The organism is Chloroflexia bacterium SDU3-3 (assembly GCA_009268125.1).
Classification (GTDB): domain Bacteria; phylum Chloroflexota; class Chloroflexia; order Chloroflexales; family Roseiflexaceae; genus SDU3-3.
Genome location: WBOU01000006.1, coordinates 345,227 through 364,023 on the forward strand (window position 1 = coordinate 345,227; position 18,797 = coordinate 364,023).

Genomic DNA, 18,797 nt, shown 5'->3' on the forward strand with positions numbered 1-18,797 from the left:
CCACGCCCATCGCCGACGCTGCGCCGCCCTAGCTCACACCACACGCGTACAGGGTCGAGGCCCCGCCGCCCGGGCCGCCGCGCGCGCCGCTGATGTCCACATTCGCATCCGTCACCACCGTGCAGGATGACTGGAGGTAGCTGGTGATGCCGGAGCTACCGCCGCCCGGGCCGCCGCGGTCGCCGCCCCACAGCACGTAGCGCACATCGCCCTGCGCCACCAGCTTGGCCAGGCCCTCGGCGTCGATCACCGGGTCGCTGCCGCTGAAGCCGCCCGCGTAGAGCACGGGCCGCCCGGTCTGGAGCACATACTCCGCGCCCGCCTGCGAGCTGGGCACCACCAGCAGGTACTTCACATCCTGCGTGCGCTCCTGCAGGTAGGCCACCAGCGACTGCTTCCCGCCGCTCTGCGCCGCATCGCCCTGGGTAGGCGCGCTGGGCTGCTGGCCGCTCGACCACGCGCCGTCGCGCCTGCCGCCGTCGCGGCCCATGCCGCCTGGGCCGCCCTGCCCACTCTGGCCGCTGTATGCCTGGGTCATCGCGCCGCTGGTGTTGGCGTAGGCCGTGGTGAGGCCCGACCACACGCCGGGGATGACCAGCAGCCCCAGCACGATGAGCGCGAAGGCCGCCTGGGGCAGCCGCCGCCCATCCACGAACAGGCCCGCCACCAGCAGCACCGCGCCCAGCGCCGCCAGCGCCACCGCAGGCACCACCCACCAGCTCAGCGAGCCGTACATGTTCACCGCGTAGACCTGGTAGGCCAGCGTGACCGCCGCTGCCCCGGCCAGCAGCGCCGCCGCCAGCCGCCCGCTCTGGCGGTAGAGCCGCCACATCCAGACCGCGCCGATCGCCACCACCGCCGCCAGCGGCGCGCCCAGCATCGCCAGGTAGTACTGGTGGAAGAACCCAGCCACGCTGAAGAACACGACGCAGGTGAGCAGCCAGCCGCCCCAGAGGATGACCCCGCGCCGCAGCACGATCTGATCGCGCCGCCACGCCGCCGTAGCCATCGCCGCCAGCGCGATCAGGCCGAAGGGCAGCATCCAGCTCACCTGGGCCGCCAGCCCCGACTGGAACAGGCGCAGCACGCCGGGGTTGCCCGTGCCAAACATGTTGCCGCCGCCCATCCCACCGCCACCTGGGCCGCCCTGCCCGCCCGGGAAGCCCTGCCCGCCACCCGGGAAGCCGCCCTGGCCAGCGCGGCCCTGCCGCCCATCGGCGCCACTCTGGCCGCTCGGCGGCTGCATCTGGCCCGGTGCGCTCGGTGCGCTCTGGCCATCGGGCTGCGCGGCACCCGCCGTGGCACCGCCCGAGGATGTGCGGCTAAAGATCTGCGAGATGCTCTGCCACGACCAGCCGCTGCGGTTGCCCAGCAGCCGCTGGAGGCCGTTGTAGCCCACCATCAGGTCGATCTCCGAGTTCGACGAGCTGCTGCCCACATAGGGCCGCTGGTCGGCGGGCGTCATGTCCACCGCAATCGCCCACGAGAGCGCCACCGGCACCAGCACCGCCGTGGCTAGCCCCAGGTGCAGGATCTTCTTCCACCAGCGCTGCTCCGAGCCGAACAGGTACATCGCGTAGAAGGCGGGCAGCGGCAGCAGCGCCTGCATCATCTTGATATTGAAGCCGATGCCCACCAGCACCGCGCCCAGGATCAGAAACCGCAGCCGCTTGGCCTCCGCCGCCTTCAGGAAGGCCCAGGCCGCCAGCAGCAGCGTGAAGATCAGCGTGGCGTCGGGCGTATTGTTGCGCTCCACCGCGATAGCCACCGGCGTGACGGCCAGCGCCAGCGCGGCCAGCAGGCCCGCCACGCTGCCAAACGACCGCCGCACCAGATGGAACAGCACCAGCACCGAGCCGATGCCCGCCAGGATCTGCGGCAGCACCACCGCGAAGCCGTTCACACCCAGGAAGTAGGCCGAGATCGCCTGGAGCCACAGCCCCACTGGCGGCTTGTCCACCGAGACCGAGCCGCCCGGCTCCGCCGACACGAAGAAGAAGTTGTGCCACGACTGGAGCATGGCCTCCACCGCCGCCGTGTAGTAGGTGTTGGCCTGGCCGATCGCGCCGCTGTTGCCGAAGCGCAGCGCCGCCGCCAGCGCCACAATGCCCAGCAGGGCCAGCGCGGTCCAGCTCAGGCCGAACGGCAGGCGCGATACCCGCCGCGCCGCGCGCTCCTCGCCCGCGCGAAATGTCTCACGTGTGACTGCCATACGCTCTGTCCCCTCTCGCGGCGCGCCAGCCCAGTGCTCGCACGCCAACATTGCCTGGTATGATCAACGCTCTGCGGCGTGGGGATGCGCCCTTGCCTCACCCTGGCAGACCGATCTTGTTCCGCTGTGAAGGATAGCGGCTCGATGTTCAGAAGCTATAAAGATACTGTTTGGCATGTGTGCGGATGTGGTGCGGCAAATGGCACTTTTCTGCGTAGCCCGTCTGAATACGACGCCACATGGGCCGAGCGGGGAGGGAGCAACAACAATCCCACATTGCGGTCATCGCCCCAGATCCGATGCCTGCAATGATCTCCAACGGGTGTAGGGGCGGGTCTGGTGCCCGCCCCATCGCCATGCGCCGAAATCATCGAATCCCGAATCCGATGATTTCGGCGCGTTCCGTTACGCTCTGCGCCGCCCGAACCGCATGGGCGTTCGATGTGCGCAACAACGACAGCGTGGGTGGGCACGAGGCTTGCCCCTACGGAACGGATCGCATCGCTGGCGCGGCATTGCCGCCAAGGGGGAGACACCATCAGGCGTACCTGTGTTCGGCATGGCCTGGCACGCACATCTGCGGGTCGCCACCGTAGGGCAGGGAAGATGTGCTACGATAGGCGCACACGTCTATGAGCACACGTCGCAGTATCCATGAGCAAAGAAGCACCAACCGCTGGGAACGCTGCCTACATCCGCACATCAAGGAAGCAACCCATGATCCCATGTCCCCACTGCGGCCTGCCGAACATCCGCGAGCGCAGCATCTGCAAGCGCTGCCGCCAGCCGCTGCTGGCTACCGGGCCAGCGCAGCAGGCCGCCAGCACCGGCGACACCAGCGCGATCTTCCACGACCACATTGGCAGCCGCATGCTCATCTTCTCGCCCGCCGCGCTAGAGTACGACGCGCCAGGGGTGCGCTTCACCGCGCCCTACTGGAACATCAAGTCGATCGACCGCACGCTGATGAGCTACATGATGAACATGTACTTCAACCCGAACAACACCGACTTTCGCCAGTGGGAGCAGCGCCTGCGCCCGCCGATCGCCGCCAGCGAGCCAATCCGCTACAGCATCCCGATCTCGGGCTTCGGCTACCCGCAGAACAGCCAGCTGCACGCCGAGCTGCGCCGCAGGATGCCCTGGCTGCAGCTGCACCCTCTTCACTAGATAATAGTTAGGCAAAACAAGCACAGAGCGAAGGAACACCCGTGACCGCAACGATCCCGTTTGGCAGATGGCTCCAGCAGCAGCGCAAAAAGCTCGATCTCACCCAGGCCGAGCTAGCGCAGCAGGCCGGATGCGCCCTGGGCACCCTGCGCAATATCGAAACCGGCAGCGCCCGCCCATCCAAGCAGCTGGCGGCGCGGCTGGCCATGGTGCTCGGTGGCGAGCAGGAGCAGGTCGCCGCCATCGTAGCCTTCGCGCGCGGCACCGGCCCAGCGCCAGCCGTGCTGCCCGCCGCGAACGCACGCCACGGCGCGCCCACGCACCTCACCGGCATGATCGGGCGCGAGCGCGAGCTGGCCGAGCTGCGCGGCATGCTGCTGCGCCCCGACGTGCGGCTGGTCACGCTCACCGGGCCGGGCGGCACCGGCAAGACCCGCGTGGCGGTCGAGAGCATCGCGCTGCTGGAGAGCAGCTTCCCCGGCGGGGTGTGGTTTGTCGACCTCGCACCGGTGTCCGACCCGGCGCTGGTGCTGGCCGCCATCGCCCAGGCCGTGGCCCTGCCGCGCGGCGCGGGGCCGCTGCTGGCGCAGCTGGCCGAGGCGCTGCGCGGCGACGCGGCGCTGCTGCTGCTCGACAACTTCGAGCAGGTGGTGGATGGCGGGGCCGATGTGGCCGCCCTGCTGGGCGCGTGCCCCCGGCTGAAGGCGCTGACCACCAGCCGGATCGCGCTGGGCCTGATGGGCGAGCACGAGCTGCCCATCCCCCCGCTGGGCCTGCCCGACCGCGCGCGCCTCCCGCCGCTGCCCCAGCTCACACAGTACGAGGCCATCCGGCTGTTCCGCGCCCGCGCCCGCGCCGCCCGGCCATCCTTCGAGATCACCGCCGAGAACGCCGCCGCCGTGGCCGAGATCTGCTACCAGCTCGATGGCCTGCCGCTCGCTATCGAGCTTGCGGCGGCGCGCATCAAGCTCTTCCCGCCCCAGGCGCTGCTGGCCAAGCTCGACCGCAGGCTCGCCTTCCTCACCGGCGGGCGCGATCGGCCAAGCCGCCAGCAGACCATCCGCAGCACCATCGAGTGGAGCTACCGGCTGCTGGCCCCCGACGAGCGGCGCATGTTTCAGAAGATCGGCGTGTTCAGCGGCGGCGCGACCCTCGACATGATCGCGGAGGTGTGCGCCGAGCCGCAGGCCCAGGTGGATGCGATCGTCTTCGCGCTGGTGAGCCACAGCCTACTCTACGTGCTGCCGCCGCGTTCCGACAGCCCCGAGATCAACCCGCGCATCGGCATGCTTGAGACGATCCGCGAGTTCGCGCTGGAGCGGCTCGACGCGGGCGACGAGTCTGCCCCCACCCGCCGACGCCACGCACGCGCCTACGCCGCCATGGTGCGGCAGGGCCAGCCCCAGCTGCTCGGGCCAGAGCAGGCCGCCTGGCTGCGGCGGCTCAACATCGAGCACGACAACATTCGCGTCGCGCTGGCCTGGCTGCTGCGCGACGACGCGGCCCAGGCCCTGGCGATGGCAGGCGAGCTGGCCGATTTCTGGAAGGTGCGCAGCCTGTTCGAGGAGGGGCGGCGCTGGCTGGATGCGGCGCTAGAGGCGAGCGTGGCGCTCCCGCTGGACCGCACCCGCATCCACGCGCTGCACGGCGCGCTGATGATGGCGGTCGACCAGGCCGATGTGCCCCGCGCCACCGACCTGGCCGAGCAGCATGTGGCCGCCGCCCGCGCCCTCGGCGACCCGCGCTACCTGGCCGAATCGCTGGCCGAGATGGCGCAGCTGGCCTACACCGTGGGGCGGCTGGATCGCGCCGAGGAGCTATTCCGCGAGGCGCTTGCGGACTTTCGCGCGCTGGGGAACCGCGAGCGGGTGGCCAATATGCTGCTGAACATCGGGCGGATCGTGGGGGTGCACCGCTGCGATGCGGCGGTAGCCACGCCGCTGCTCAGCGAGAGCCTGGCGATCTACGAGCAGATCGGCTACCCGCTGGGCGTCGCGATGGCAAGCCTCTGCCTCGCCTCCACCGCCATCCACACCGGCGATATCGCCCAGGTGCAGCGGCTGGGTAGGCAGGCGCTCGGCCTCGCGTGGGAGCTTGGCAACCAGGTGCAGATCGCGTTCAACCTCACCACCCAGGCGGTGGTGTCGATCCACGCTGGCGATCCGGCGCAGGCGGCGCGCTTCTACGCCGCCGCCGAGGCGATCTTCAGCGCGGTCGCGATGCCGCTCAGCCCCAGCGAGCAGGCCACCCACGACCGCTGGCGAGCCGAGGTGGTGGCCGCGCTCGACGGGCGGCAGGCGGCGGCGGCCTGGGCCGAGGGCGGCAGCGCACCGCTGGCGCAGATCGTGGCCGAGGCGCTCGGCCACAGCCAGCAGCGCACGGCGCGGGGATAGGCAGGTTCGAGATCAGCGCCCATCATCATAGGACTGGATAAGCACGCACTCGGCGCTGATCTGCGGGGCCAGATCGCAGGCCGCGCGCAGATCGGGGTTGGTCACATCTGCGGCGTTCGGTCGACCGCCGCGCATCTTCCAGACCATGTAGCGGTTGTAGAGCGCCGCCGCCTTGGCCTTGGCCGCTTGGTCACCCGACACCTGGTCGTAGAGGCTGAGCGCCTGCGTGTAGGCCTCCCATGCGCGGTCGTAGTCGCCCACCGCATAGTAGGCGTTGCCCTGGCTCAGGTAGGCCTGGGCCTGCTCCATCGTAGTCGCATCGCTATTGTTTAGCACGCGGTCGCCCGCCTGGATCGCAGCCCCCGCCGCGTGCTCCTGCACACTAGCGGGCAGCACATCCAGCGCGCGCTCGGCCTCCACCTGCGAGATCAGCAAGTTGTAGGTCGAGATACCCTGGATGCCCACGTAGCCAGCCGCCGCCGCCACCACCGCCGCCGCCACCGCCGCGCGGATCAGGTGCCTGGGCAGCTGGGCCAGCTGGCCCAGGGCGTAGGCGACCACCGCCGCGCCGCTCACCGCCAGCCCAATGTTGAGCGGGCGCAGCAGCGGCACCATGCCCAGCATCCCGGCGGCCAGCATCAGCCCGCCTGCGGCCACGGCTGCGAAGGGGAAGTAGTCGCGGATGCCCAGCACGCGGCGCATGGCCATCGGCATGATGCCGACCCAGTAGACCACCGGCCCAACGGTCAGCAGGCCGCTAAAGGCCAGCAGCGCCAGCGCCACGTAGATCGGCGCGGGCAGCACGCTGGCGAGCGGCGCACCTGCGGCGTGATCGGCCAGGAAGATCGCCAGCAGCACCATGCCCGCCGCCGCCGTAGCCCCGGCGCGGCTGCGCAGCACCACAAAGCCATAGTGCTCTGGCTCCACCGGGCTGCGCACCGCCTGCAGCCGCGTGTCGATATCCTCCTGCAGGCTCGTGAACCAGCCGGTGATGCCCTCGATGTGCATATCATCGCCGACGCGATTTTCCAGAAATGCCCCCGTCAGCAGCGCCATCGGCATCCTCCACAGCTTGCGCTCGATCCGCAGCCAGCGCCCTACATCGCGCCAGCGGAAGTGCTGGCTCAGCTCGCCCCGCGCATTGTAGTAGGCGATCCCCTCAGTGTCCGTCACGAAGAGATCGGGCTGCTCGCGGCTCAGGTCGCCCAGCGCCACGAACGAGATCACGCCCACCGCCACCACAGCGTAGATCGCACCATAGAGCACCAGCAGCACCGCCAGCACCACCAGGCTGCGCAGCGGATCGAATGTGATCTGCAGCGTGGCCAGCTGCGCCACCCGCGTGATCGTGGCGCTGGGCGCGAACACCGCCATCACCAGCATGGCCATGGGCAGGGCGATGACCGAGAGCACACGCAGCAGCGGCAGCTGCGAGTTGGGGAAGCGGGCCACATACTGCTTCTCTGGCTCGGCGGCGAGGATGGCAGCGATCTGCTGCGCCACCTCGCCGGGGCCGACCCGGCGGCGGATCATGCGCAAGTGGTAGAGCAGCTGCTCGCGGCCCACCACATAGCCCCAGCTGCGCACATAGGCCAGGCACTCGCGGTAGCGTGCCAGCGCCTGCTCGTAGTCCTGGGCGTCGGCCAGCAGCTGGGCCTGCATGCCGATCGCCACCGCCTCAAGGCGGAAGTCGCTCTGCTCGCGGAAGACCGCGATCAGCTGGCCGATCATCTGCTCGGCCTCGGCGCGCCTGCCCTGGTTGATCAGCGACTTGGCCACCACCACATCCAGCCAGGCCCGCGTATGCGCATCCTGGGCCGCTGGCCGCGCCTTGGCCGAGGCCAGCAGCGCCCGCGCGCGCTCGGGGTAGCCAAATTTCCGCACGATATCGGCGATCTGACGCTCAGTGCGCAGCATGCCCACGTCGTCGCCCAGCTCGCGGAATGCGGCCATGGCCCGCTCGTAGCACGAGAGCGCGGCGCGGAACAGCCAGATCAGCGTCCAGTTCTGGTAGGATGCGAAGTAGCGCGGCCTGGGCAGCACCTCGTCGCCCGAGCGGATCAGCAGCAGCAGCGGGTAGAACGGCAGCGACATCAGCCAATCCCAGAGCATGGCCAGCCCGCGCAGCAGCGGGTTGCGCGGGTAGGCGGGCACATGCCAGCCGCCCGTGCTCGCGCCCAGCGCCTGGTAGGCCTCGCCCAGCAGCCGCCAGATCTCGGCGGCATGCTCGCGGCTGCCCAGATCCTCGTAGGTGGCCCGCGCGCGGTGGTAGATCTCGGTGGCCTGCACCCAGCGGGCGGTCTCGACGTAGATCTCGCCGAGGGCCTGCTGCACCTGGGCGCGCAGCATGGCGTCCATATCCGCTATGCGCAGCAGCTCGCTCAGGTGCAGCTCGGCCTGGTCGAGGGCCAGCGAGGCCTTCTCGAAGCGCGCCCGCATAAAATGCAGCTTGTAGGTGCAGCTTTCGCCCAGCGGGATGTCGCGCGGGATCTGCAGCAGGGCCTCGGCCTCGCCCAGCTGGTGCTCGGCCTCGGCCTCGCCGAAGGCGAGCAGCAGGGCATCCATGCCGGCATGCTGGTCGGCGGCCAGCTGGTGGTAGAGCGCCTCGCGGCGGTAGATATCCCACGAGCCGCTGACCGCCACCCACACGGTCTGCTGGGCGAGGCCGCGCGGCAGCGGGGTGGCCGGGGCCAGCGACACCGCCAGATCGCCAAAGTAGCGCGCTAGGTCGCGGTTGATCTGGGCGAACCCCTCGGCGTCATCGCGCCGCCACTCATCCAGCAGCGCCTCGCGCACCTCGTCGTGGTAGGCGTAGCGGGCCTGATCCATCGGGCGCACGAAGCTGTAGCCGCGCAGCAGCTCCAGCACGCGGTCGTTGCCGTCGTCGCGCTCGCGCAGCACGCCCAGCACGCCCTCGTCGAACCAGCGCGGGATGGCCGCGCGGCGCAGCACATCGGCCTGCTTTGGCCCGGCGGATGCCAGGATCTGCTGGATGGAGGTGCCGATCAGCTCGCGCGGGGCCATCGCGCCCAGCGCCAGCAGCGGGTCGGTCACGCGGTCGATCTCACGGCTCAGCGCCGAGACCGCCTGCGCGCCCTGGGGGGCCAGCTCGCGCCCGCACTGGCGGCAGCGCAGGGCGTCGGGCGGGTTGGCCGCCCCGCAGTTCGGGCAGGAAACATCAAGATCGTCCGACATCACTGTTCTCCCCGGCTCCTCGCCCTACCACTGGTCGTCGGCGGTGGCCTTCGCGCCATTGGCCTGCTCTAGGTTGTCGCCCACGATCCCCATCACCGAGGGGTTGCCGCCGATCGCCTGGCTCAGCCGCAGCATCTCGGCGTCGGTGATCACGCCCAGGCCCCGCCGCTCGCGCAGGTACACCCGCACATCGTCATCCGACAGCGCATCCAGCGAGATACGGCCCAGCACATCATTCCACTCGACCCCGAAGCTGGGCGCGCGCCGCCCGGCCAGCACCGCGATCACGTTGGGCAGGCGGCCATCGCGCATGCGGGCCAGCAGCTCGCCCACCACCCAGCGGTTTACCGGGCTGGCTGCCCAGCCATCGTCGTCGCTGCTCAGCCGGTCGTAGCTGTCGAACAGGAAGACGGCGCGCTGCTGCTGGCTCAGGTCGGCCAGGCATTCAAAAAACACGCTGGTGATACGATCTTCGATGGCGCGGCGGATGAGCGGGTCGCTGGTCTGGATGTTGAAGGTGTTGCCGGTGATCGTGGTGTTGCCCTGGCTGATCGTCACATCGCCGCCCACGGTCGCGCTGCTCAGGTTGATCGGGGCGGGCGCAGGCGCGCCGACTACATCCACCTGCACGTGGGGCGTGGCAGCATCCACCAGCGCCTGCGCCAGCCGTGCGAAGCCGCCAGCGCCCAGCAGGTCGCGGCCCTTGGTCATCAGGGTGAGGGCGTCGTAGGCATTGCCATCGGCAAAGTCGAACAGCGCCAGCGGCAGGCTGCGCGCCTGCGCCAGCTGCTCGAAGGTGTGGATGAGCCAGCTCTTGCCCATCCCAGGCCCGGCAGTGAGAACCATGATTCGGCGCGGGGAGGTGCCATCCATCATCTTCTGGAAGGCGTCGATCTGGCGGGTTCTATCGACAAAAAGCTCGCGCAGCGTTCGTGTCATGCATTTTGAGGGCTGGGCGGCGGATACAGCCCAATGATACCACCGAACGGCGCGAGAAAACAGGGTGCAAAAAGGGCCAGGGCTATGCGTTCTCATTCGGCAGAACGGTTTAACCACCAAAACACCAAGCAGCACCAGACTCTATGTACCACGAAGACCCGAAGGCACAAAGGAAAAAACCGATTTGCCCCAAGCTGCCAAAACGCAAACAAAGCGCAGACAGAACGCATAGACCCTACAAAAAAGGCAGGTTGCCCTGCCCTTTTTGCCACCATCTACGTTAGGGTGTAAAGCCTAGGCCGCAAACAGGTCGAAGTAGTCCTCCAGGCGGGGCTGCCAGCCCTGGGCGCGGAACACGCCCTCGTGCGTGTCCAGCTCGTAGGTGCCACGGTGCTCACCCCTGGCGATGGTGTGCAGCGCGGCCACCAGCGCATCCACATCCTCCAGCGTGTTGGCCAGGCCCACGCTGGCGCGCACCAGGCCCACCGGCTTGGATGTCGGCTCGCAGGAGAGCTCGTCGTCCGAGAGGTTCAGCAGGCGGCGCAGGTAGGGCTGGGCGCAGAACGCGCCGCTGCGCACCGCGATGCCGTACTCGCTGCTCAGCACCGCGCCGATCAGGCGGTGGTCCACACCCTCGATCTGGAAGGGCACCACGCCCAGGCGGCTGGCCGCGTTGGCCGGGTCGGTATCGCCGAAGATCTTTATGCCGGGCACCTCGGGCAGCCGCTCCAGCAGCGCGGCGGTCAGCGCCGCCTCGTGTGCGGCTACATTGTCCATGCCGATCCGCTCCAGCGCCTGCACGGCGGCGGCCAGCGCCACCGCGCCCACCACGTTGGGCGTACCCGCCTCGTCGCGGGCGGGCGCATCGGCCCAGATGATGTCGCTGGGCGTCACCACCTTGATCGTGCCGCCGCCCACGGTCTCGGGCGTGCCGTTGGCGAAGGTGTCGCGCCGCCCGATCAGCACGCCGGTGCCAAACGGGGCGTAGAGCTTGTGGGCCGAGAGCGACACATAGTCCAGGTGGGCCGGGTCATCCAGGTCGCCGATGTCGATCGCGCGGTGGGGCGCGAGCTGCGCGCAGTCCACCGCGATCCTGGCCCCCGCCGCGTGGGCCTGCTCGGCGATGCGGTGGATGTTGGGCAGCGTGCCGGTGACATTGCTGCCGCCGCTGATCGCCACCAGCTTCACGCGGCGCTCGTGCTGCTTCAGCAGGTAGGCCAGGTGATCCTCATCCAGCTGGCCGCGCTCATCCACGCGGATGTAGGCCACGCGGGCCACCTGCCGCCACGGCAGATCGTCGGCGTGGTGCTCCAGCTCGCTGGTGATCACCACCTCGCCGGGGCGGAAGGCCAGCCGCCGCGCCAGCTTGTTGATTGCCCAGGTGGTGTTGGCCCCGAAGATCACCACGTGCTGGTCGGGGCGCGCGCTCACGAAGCCGCCCACGATCGTGCGGGCGTTCTCGAAGGCGGCGGTGGAGATCTGCGAGGAGAAGCCGGTGCCACGGTGCACGCTGCTGTACCAGCTGAGGAATTTGTTGACCGTCTCGTGGACCGAGCGCAGCGCGGGGGTGCTGGCGGCGTGGTCGAAGTTGATCGGGCGCGTACAGCTGCCATCCAGCAGCGGCACCTGGTTGTCGTGCCCGGTCACCTGGGCGCTCAGATCGAACGATGCGGCGGATGTGGCGTGTGAACTCATAGCGGTCGGCTCCCTTCAGCAGCTGGCGCGATAGCGGTAGGCGCTTGATCCAGCGAGGGAGGGCCGCAGATGGGGATGTGGCAGGCCGCCGCAGAAAACACACAGCCCCTTCCATAGTGGGAAGGGGCCAGTATCCAGGACTCGCCGCTCATCTTCCAGTCGTCGCTGCCGGATTTGGCACCATTCCCGCCGCGCTAGGGCACATGTGGTGCGCCGCGCTGGTAGGTGGTTGCCGAGGCTTCATAGGGCCGGTCCCTCCGCCTCTCTGGATAAGCGTCTATAAAGTTGTTAACTAAAACTATCATAGTATACTTGCAAAACTTTGTCAAATTGCCATTTTGAGCACAAGCGACCGTTTTATCACCAAAGCACCAAACTACCAAGGAAGCACAAATAATGGGGGTATGACGATGCAATCTACGCCGCATCCATCGCGCCCATGCGCACCCGCTGTCGGCGGCAAAGCATATAATTCGTTCCCGTGGTCCCTTGGGGTCTTGGAGTCTTGGTGGTAAAATCGCGCTGCCGAACGAGCACCCATAGGCCCGAGAAAAGCCGCCGCACCTAGTTGCCGCCACCCCTGCTTCGCAGTACAATAGAGAGTCAAAATACAGCGAACAGGATACTCTGTGATCACATACGAAGAACTTGCCGCCGGTCTCGAAGATGCGTGGGCGTTCGTGGGCCTGCACGAGCATACCATCAACGAGACGATCAACCCCGAGGTGCTTGAGCGCACCTACCGCGCCGAGCTCTTCCCCGAGCACCCGGAGCCGCTGGGCGAGGGCGTGACGGTGCCCTGGGTCGAGGTCAGCTTCACATGGAGCCCGGCACAGCAATTGCATGCCGAGGGTGTGCAGATATCGCCAGGTGTCACCGAGCTAACCTGGACCTACACCATCGATGTGCGGCAGCAGGCCGAGCGCAACGACACCGATCTCTCGCGGGCCTTCCACGCCGCCGTGCGCGCCGCCATCCGCAAGATCGCCCCCGAGCTCTTCACCGCCGCCGAGTACATCGCGGTGGAGGTGAGGCGCGGCTACCGGCTGAGCAACGACCGCCCGGTGCAGGCCTACGTGCAGCTGATCGGCACCAACGTGACCGATCTGAGCGACCTCTGGAGCAACCGCCAGCCCGAGACCATCCGCGAGGCGCTGCGCGACGAGCTGACGATCGTCGCCGCCCTGCTCCACTCGCTCGCCGAGACGTTCGCGCCATCGGGCATCGCCGGGTACCGCTCGGTCGACACGGCGTGATGCGCACGCACCCGCCGCCGCGCAGCCCGCGCGGCACCAGAGATGATGGAGCGAACCTATGGACACGCAGCAGCTTGAGCACTTCCGCCAGCGCCTCCAGAGCGAGCGCGACCAGCTGACCGCCCGCCAGGATGGGCTAGTCACCGCCAGCGACGATCAGCAGGATGGCTACGGGGTCTCGAACCACCCCGCCGAGAGCGCCTCGGACGCCTTTTTGCGCGAGCGCGACATGGCGCTCGACAGCAACGAGCGCGACCTGATCGCCGAGATCGACGCGGCGCTGGGGCGGATCGCGCGCGGCACCTACGGCGTGTGCGAGCGCACCGGCGCGCAGATCCCGCTTGAGCGGCTTGAGGCGCTGCCCTACGCCCGCTATACAATTGAAGGCCAACAGCTTGTGGAGCAGGAGAAAAATACGTGACGCGTGGTCTCCCACGGATCTGGCTGGTTCCGGCGCTGATCGCCATCGTGGTGGTCATCCTCGACCAGCTGACAAAAGTTTGGATCTTGCAGCTTCTGGGCGATGTCCCAGGCACCAGCGTGCCGCTGCTTGGCGACTGGCTGAAGTTCACCTATGTGCGGAACACCGGGGTCGCGTTTGGCATGTTCCAGAACATCCCGCAGTTCTTCACCTTCACCTCGATTCTGATCAGCATCGGCGCGCTGTACTTCTACCGCTACCACCTGCCGCACCACAACCCGCTCATCCAGATCTGCCTGGGCGCGATCATCGGCGGCGCGGTGGGCAACATCATCGACCGCGTGCGGCAGGGCTACGTGGTCGACTTCGTGCACGTGACATGGTTTCCGGGCATCTTCAACTTCGCCGACGCATGCATCAGCTGCGGCGTGGTGGCCATGGCGCTCTACCTGACGATCAAGGGCGATGAGCAGCCCGCCGCCCCCGTGGCCGACGAGGCCGCGCTGGGCGAGCAGGGCTCGTAGGGGCGCGCGGTGGAAGAAGAAGATATCCTGCTCACCGCCCAGCCCGAGCACCGCGACCAGCGGCTCGACCGCTATGTCTCCGACCAGATCGAGGATCTGTCGCGCAGCATGGCCCGCCGCCTGATCGACGAGGCCCAGATCCTGGTCAACGGCCAGCCCGCCAAGCCCAGCGCGGCCATCCAGCCCGGCGACGTGGTGGCGGTGCGCCGCCCACCGCCCGCGCCGGTGGCGATCGAGGCCGAGGACATCCCCCTGCAGGTCGTCTACGAGGATGACGACCTGGTGGTGATCGACAAGCCAGCGGGCATGGTGGTGCACCCCGCCCCCGGCCACAGCCACGGCACCCTGGTGAACGCGCTGCTGGCGCGCTACCCCGGCATCAGCGTGGGCGGCGAGCTGCGCCCCGGCATCGTGCACCGGCTCGACCGCGACACATCCGGCCTGCTGGTGATCGCCCGCAACGACGCCGCGCTGCACGCCATCCAGCAGCAGCAGCAGGCCCGCACCATGGACAAGCGCTACCTGCTGGTGGCCGATGGCCGCTTTAAGCAGCAGACGGGCGTGGTGGATGCGCCGATCGCGCGCCACCCCAGCGACAGGCTGCGCATGGCGATCGTGGCAGGCGGGCGCGAGGCCCGCACCCACTGGCGCGTGATCGAGGAGCTGGGCGAGTACACCCTGGTGGAGGCCAAGCTGGAGACCGGGCGCACCCACCAGATCCGCGTGCACTTCGCCCACATACACCGCCCCGTGCTGGGCGACGCGCTGTATGGCCCCAAGCGCCCCCGAGCGCTGTTCGGCCTGCAGCGCCAGTTCCTGCACGCCTACCAGCTGGCCTTCGACCACCCGCGCACGGGCCAGCCGGTGCGCTGCGAGTCGCCGCTGCCGCCCGACCTAGCGGCCTCGCTGGAGAAGCTGCGGGCCAGGGCGCGCTAGCATCGCACCACAGGCACCACGCCATGCTCCTGCGGAGGCTTTCTCTTCCGCAGGAGCTATCTTTTTAAAATGGCACAATAATTGCAGATTGCCGCTTGCAAATTGCAGTTCGGTAACGCTCAACACGCCGATCTGCAAGTACAATCTACAGTGCACCACATATTCAGGGGCGATACTCCAGTGGTGCGGGCGTTTTACAACGCCACCAAACATGTATTATCATCGCTCCGCAAGAATCGTCGATTCTTCGCCGCACGTGCCGCGAAGGATCACCTATAAGGGGGCTTTCCATGCGCTCGAAAGTGACCATCATCGGGGCTGGTTTCGTAGGTTCTACCGCCGCTCACTGGATCGCGACGAAAGAGCTTGCCGACGTGGTGCTGCTCGACATCGTCGAGGGCGTTCCGCAGGGCAAGGGCCTGGATCTGCTTGAGGCCGCCCCGATCGAGGGCTACGACCTGAACATCGTCGGCACCAACGACTACGCCGACACCGCTGGCTCGGACGTGATCGTCGTCACCTCGGGCGCGCCGCGCAAGCCCGGCATGACCCGCGAGGATCTGATCAAGATCAACGCCAACATCACCCGCGACTGCATCTCGAAGGCCGCACCGCTCTCGCCCAACGCGGTGATCATCATTGTCAACAACCCGCTGGACACCATGGCCTACCTGGCCAAGACCGTCAGCGGCTTCCCGAAGAACCGCGTGCTCGGCCAGGCCGGCGTGCTGGACAGCGCCCGCTACCGCACCTTCCTCGCCCAGGAGACGGGCGTGTCCGTCGAGGACATCCAGGCGGTGCTGATGGGCGGCCACGGCGACGAGATGGTGCCGCTGCCCCGCTTCACCACCGTGGCGGGCATCCCCGTCACCGAGTTCGTGGAGGGCGAGAAGCTGGAGAAGATCATCGACCGCACCCGCAAGGGCGGCGGCGAGATCGTGAACCTGCTGAAGACTGGCTCGGCCTACTACGCGCCTAGCGCCGCCACAGTGCAGATGGTCGAGGCCATCCTGCGCGACAAGAAGCGCGTGCTGCCCTGCGCCTGCTACCTAGAGGGCGAGTACGGCCTGAACGATATCTACTTCGGCGTGCCCTGTGTGCTGGGCGCGAACGGCGTGGAGAAGATCATCGAGCTGCCGCTGAACGAGGCCGAGCTGGCCGAGGTGAAGAAGAGCGCCGAGGCCGTGGCGAGCTCGGTGGCCGCGCTGAAGGCGATGATCTAGCACATCCGACGAGGCCGATTCCACGTAGGAATCGCAGCGCTCTCCAGAAGGACCGGAGCATACGCTCTGGTCCTTCTGCGCATATTGAGGCCATGGGGCGCGCCGCCGCCGATACCCAGGGCCTACGCGTTCTTACGTAACCGAAAATTTTCACCACGAAGACGCGAAGGCGCAAAGGTTTTATCTCTTTTCTCGTCGAATCTTCATGCTTCATGGGTATTCGTTCACTTTTCTTCCTTGGTGTCTTGGAGTCTTGGTGGTAAAAGAATCGTTCTCTGCTGAGAGCGCATAGGCCCAGCGCCGATACCATAGCCCTACACCAACATCGCTATTTTGTGGTATCCTTCTTGCGCAATGCCAGCGCAAACGTCGGCAACGGCGCAGAATGTGCATAGGTATGCTAAATAGCGAGAAGGATGATCGACAACCGAACGATGCGTTGCTGCTGATGCAAGTTGCCCAGGGCGATATCGACGCCCTTGAGCAGCTTTTTGCGCGTTATCGTCGGCCGATCTACACCCTCGCGCAGAGCATCACGCGCAGCAACGAGACCGCCGAAGAGATTTTGCAGGACACCTTCTACCGGCTGTACACCAACGCCACCAAGCTCGATGGCTCGCAGCCGCTGCTGCCCTGGCTGTATCGCGTGGCGGCCAATCTCTCGTACAACAGCGCGCGCCGGGGCTGGAACCTCATGGAGCCGATCACGCTGCTCACCGAGCGGCTCTTCGCCCCCCACGGGCGCTCGCCAGAGCACCTGGCCGAGCAGCACGAGATCCAAGACATCGTGCACGCGACCCTGGAGGAGCTGCCCATGAACCACCGCGCGGTGCTGGCGCTCTTCTACCTGCACGAGTACTCGATCCAAGAGGTCGCAGAGATCCTTGAGCTGCCCGAAGGGACGATCAAATCGCGGCTCTTCCACGCCCGCAAGCTGCTCAAGCAGCGGCTGGTGCGGCGCTTCGGCGGGGCCAGCGCGCTGCTCGACCAGATCTAGCGACCGTATCCCCTGATCTTCACTGTTTCTTGCTGGAGGGATGCATTGGCGGCTACTGATAACTCGGTCCAACCACAGGCGGCTGGGAGTCGAAAGGTGGTGTTCGGCGGCGAGGCGTTCTACCTGGCGGTCCGATGGGTGGTGGTGCTGGTGCTGGTGCTGATCAGCGGCCTAATCACCGGCGACCAGCTGCTCTCGCCTGCCTGGATGCGCCAGCCGGTGGTGCTGATCATCGGCTTCCACGCGCTGTTTAGCCTGCTCGAAACCCTGGCCCTGTTTGTCAAGCCGTTGACGTCAATCAATCGGCTAGCTTTTTATGTCGATGTGATCATCATCACGCTACTGGCCTACTTCGGCCAGAGCGGCGGCGATCTGTTCTACCCGCTGTACTTTCTGCCGCTGGTGGGCGCTGGCATGCAGATGAACGCGCGCCGCAGCCTGCTGCTGGGCTGCCTGGCGGCGGGCGGCTATGTGGCGGCGGTGCTGGCCCTGCGCATGCAGATCGAGCTTGGCCCCACATCCAACCTGCTGGCGATCGTGGCGCTGGCCATGCGCTGCACCGCGCTGATCATCGTGCCATGGCTCACCGGCGGCCTGGCCGACCGCAGCGGCCAGCTCAACCGCCACAGCGTGGTGCAGGCCCGCCAGGAGACCCAGCGCGCCACCCACGAGGCCCTGGCCTACCGCGAGCAGACCAAGGCGCTGTTCGAGGTGGCCTACACGCTCTCCACCACCATGAACTACCAGAGTGTGATGGACGTGATGCTGCTGGAGTGCCGCAAGCTGGTGCCCTACACCAGCGCGCTCACCCTGCTCTCCACCGGCATGCCAGATGAGCTCTACGTGGCCGCATCGGTGGGCCTGAGCGAGAACGATAAGCAGCTGCGCCCGATCACCACCGATGGCCCGGTGGGCAACACCATGCGCACCGGCGAGCCGGTGATCGTGGGCGCGCCCGCCCAGCACCCCGAGCTGCAGATCTTCGAGGCGCTGCGCACATGCCGCTCGGCGTGCGTGGTGCCCATGCGCGCCGGGCTGAAGAGCTACGGCATGTTCGTGATCGCCGCCAGCGATGACAACGCCTTCGACGCCAACCAGCTCTCCATGGTCACGGCGCTCACCAACTACGCGATTATCGCGCTGCACAACGCCCAGCTGGTGCACGACCTGCGCGAGGAGCGCAATAAGCTGATCTCGAAAGAGGAGGACGTGCGACACCAGCTGGCCCGCGACCTGCACGACGGCCCGGCCCAGGCTCTGGCGGCGATCACCATGAACCTTGAGTTCATCAAGCGCCTGCTGGAGCGCGACCCCTCGCGCGTGGAGCCGGAGCTGGACAAGCTGGCCGCGCTGGCCAAGCGCACCACCCACGATGTGCGCACCCTGCTGTTCGAGCTGCGCCCGCTGGTGCTGGAGAAACAGGGCCTAGACAACACGCTGCGCCAGTATGTCGAGCGCTTCCAGGGCAACGCCACCCAGGTCATCCTTGAGGCCGACAAAATCACCGCCGACCTGGACAGCAAGGCCGAGAGCACGCTGTTCAATATCGTGCAGGAGTCGGTGAATAACGCGCTGAAGCACGCCAAGGCCAAGCATATCTGGGTGCGCCTGAAGCAGAGCAACAACCGGCTGGAGGCCACTGTGCAGGATGATGGCCTGGGCTTCGAGCTGAAGAAGGTGCTGGCATCCTACGAGCAGCGCGGCTCGTTCGGCCTGCTGAACATCGAGGAGCGCGCCAAGCTGATCGGCGGCGCTGCCGAGCTGTACTCGGCCCCCGGCGAGGGCACCACTGTCAAGATTATTGTTCCGCTCACATAACGCGGCGGCCCCTGCGCC

12 protein-coding genes, 1 pseudogene and 1 riboswitch are annotated in these 18,797 nt (G+C 67.5%); of the genes and pseudogenes, 9 read left to right on the plus strand and 4 right to left on the minus strand.

Features of this window, described 5'->3' with window-relative positions; translation table 11 throughout:
• Nucleotides 1–28: 28 nt before the first annotated feature.
• A complete protein-coding gene (locus F8S13_12605; protein ID KAB8143070.1) occupies nucleotides 29–2,263 on the minus strand; it encodes a glycosyltransferase family 39 protein in 2,235 nt (744 codons plus the stop codon).
• 666 nt (nucleotides 2,264–2,929) lie between these two features.
• Between F8S13_12605 and F8S13_12610 the strand changes: the two genes are divergently transcribed.
• Both F8S13_12610 and F8S13_12615 read left to right on the plus strand, forming a co-directional pair.
• On the plus strand, nucleotides 2,930–3,382 hold the full coding sequence (locus F8S13_12610) for a hypothetical protein (protein KAB8143071.1): 453 nt from the start codon (nucleotides 2,930–2,932) through the stop codon (nucleotides 3,380–3,382).
• A gap of 41 nt (nucleotides 3,383–3,423) precedes the next feature.
• Nucleotides 3,424–5,775 (plus strand): XRE family transcriptional regulator, encoded by a 2,352-nt coding sequence (locus F8S13_12615; GenBank protein KAB8143072.1) that lies wholly within the window; start codon nucleotides 3,424–3,426, stop codon nucleotides 5,773–5,775.
• A gap of 472 nt (nucleotides 5,776–6,247) precedes the next feature.
• Here F8S13_12615 and F8S13_12620 read toward each other — a convergent pair.
• The 3 genes and pseudogenes from F8S13_12620 to F8S13_12630 form a co-directional block, all read right to left on the minus strand.
• Nucleotides 6,248–6,355 (minus strand): annotated as a pseudogene (locus F8S13_12620) (single-stranded DNA-binding protein).
• 2,639 nt (nucleotides 6,356–8,994) lie between these two features.
• Nucleotides 8,995–9,909, minus strand: coding sequence for a hypothetical protein (locus F8S13_12625; protein KAB8143073.1), 915 nt, complete (start codon nucleotides 9,907–9,909; stop codon nucleotides 8,995–8,997).
• A 294-nt stretch (nucleotides 9,910–10,203) separates the two neighbouring features.
• Nucleotides 10,204–11,604 (minus strand): aminotransferase class V-fold PLP-dependent enzyme, encoded by a 1,401-nt coding sequence (locus tag F8S13_12630; GenBank protein KAB8143074.1) that lies wholly within the window; start codon nucleotides 11,602–11,604, stop codon nucleotides 10,204–10,206.
• Between the two features lie 145 nt (nucleotides 11,605–11,749).
• Nucleotides 11,750–11,880, minus strand: a riboswitch (SAM riboswitch).
• A gap of 332 nt (nucleotides 11,881–12,212) precedes the next feature.
• Between F8S13_12630 and F8S13_12635 the strand changes: the two genes are divergently transcribed.
• The 7 genes from F8S13_12635 to F8S13_12665 all read left to right on the plus strand — a co-directional run bounded on the left by F8S13_12635 (nucleotide 12,213) and on the right by F8S13_12665 (nucleotide 18,779).
• Complete coding sequence (locus tag F8S13_12635; GenBank protein KAB8143075.1) at nucleotides 12,213–12,860, plus strand: hypothetical protein; 648 nt, start codon at nucleotides 12,213–12,215, stop codon at nucleotides 12,858–12,860.
• 58 nt (nucleotides 12,861–12,918) lie between these two features.
• Nucleotides 12,919–13,281: a conjugal transfer protein TraR gene (locus F8S13_12640; GenBank protein KAB8143076.1), complete on the plus strand. Its 363-nt coding sequence runs from the start codon at nucleotides 12,919–12,921 to the stop codon at nucleotides 13,279–13,281.
• Nucleotides 13,278–13,805, plus strand: a complete 528-nt coding sequence (gene lspA, locus F8S13_12645) for a signal peptidase II (GenBank protein KAB8143077.1) — start codon at nucleotides 13,278–13,280, stop codon at nucleotides 13,803–13,805. The genes F8S13_12640 and lspA overlap by 4 nt, the downstream gene beginning before the upstream one ends.
• A gap of 9 nt (nucleotides 13,806–13,814) precedes the next feature.
• Nucleotides 13,815–14,741, plus strand: coding sequence for an RluA family pseudouridine synthase (locus tag F8S13_12650; protein ID KAB8143078.1), 927 nt, complete (start codon nucleotides 13,815–13,817; stop codon nucleotides 14,739–14,741).
• A gap of 290 nt (nucleotides 14,742–15,031) precedes the next feature.
• Nucleotides 15,032–15,964 carry a malate dehydrogenase gene (mdh, locus tag F8S13_12655; protein ID KAB8143079.1) on the plus strand — a complete coding sequence of 311 codons (933 nt, stop codon included), beginning with the start codon at nucleotides 15,032–15,034 and terminating at the stop codon, nucleotides 15,962–15,964.
• 385 nt (nucleotides 15,965–16,349) lie between these two features.
• Entirely contained in the window at nucleotides 16,350–16,961 is a 612-nt protein-coding gene (locus tag F8S13_12660) for an RNA polymerase sigma factor (protein ID KAB8143080.1), read from the plus strand.
• Nucleotides 16,962–17,006: 45 nt separating this feature from the next.
• The gene (locus F8S13_12665) at nucleotides 17,007–18,779 is read left to right on the plus strand and encodes a GAF domain-containing sensor histidine kinase (protein KAB8143081.1); all 1,773 of its coding nucleotides are present in this window, start codon (nucleotides 17,007–17,009) and stop codon (nucleotides 18,777–18,779) included.
• Nucleotides 18,780–18,797: the final 18 nt, after the last annotated feature.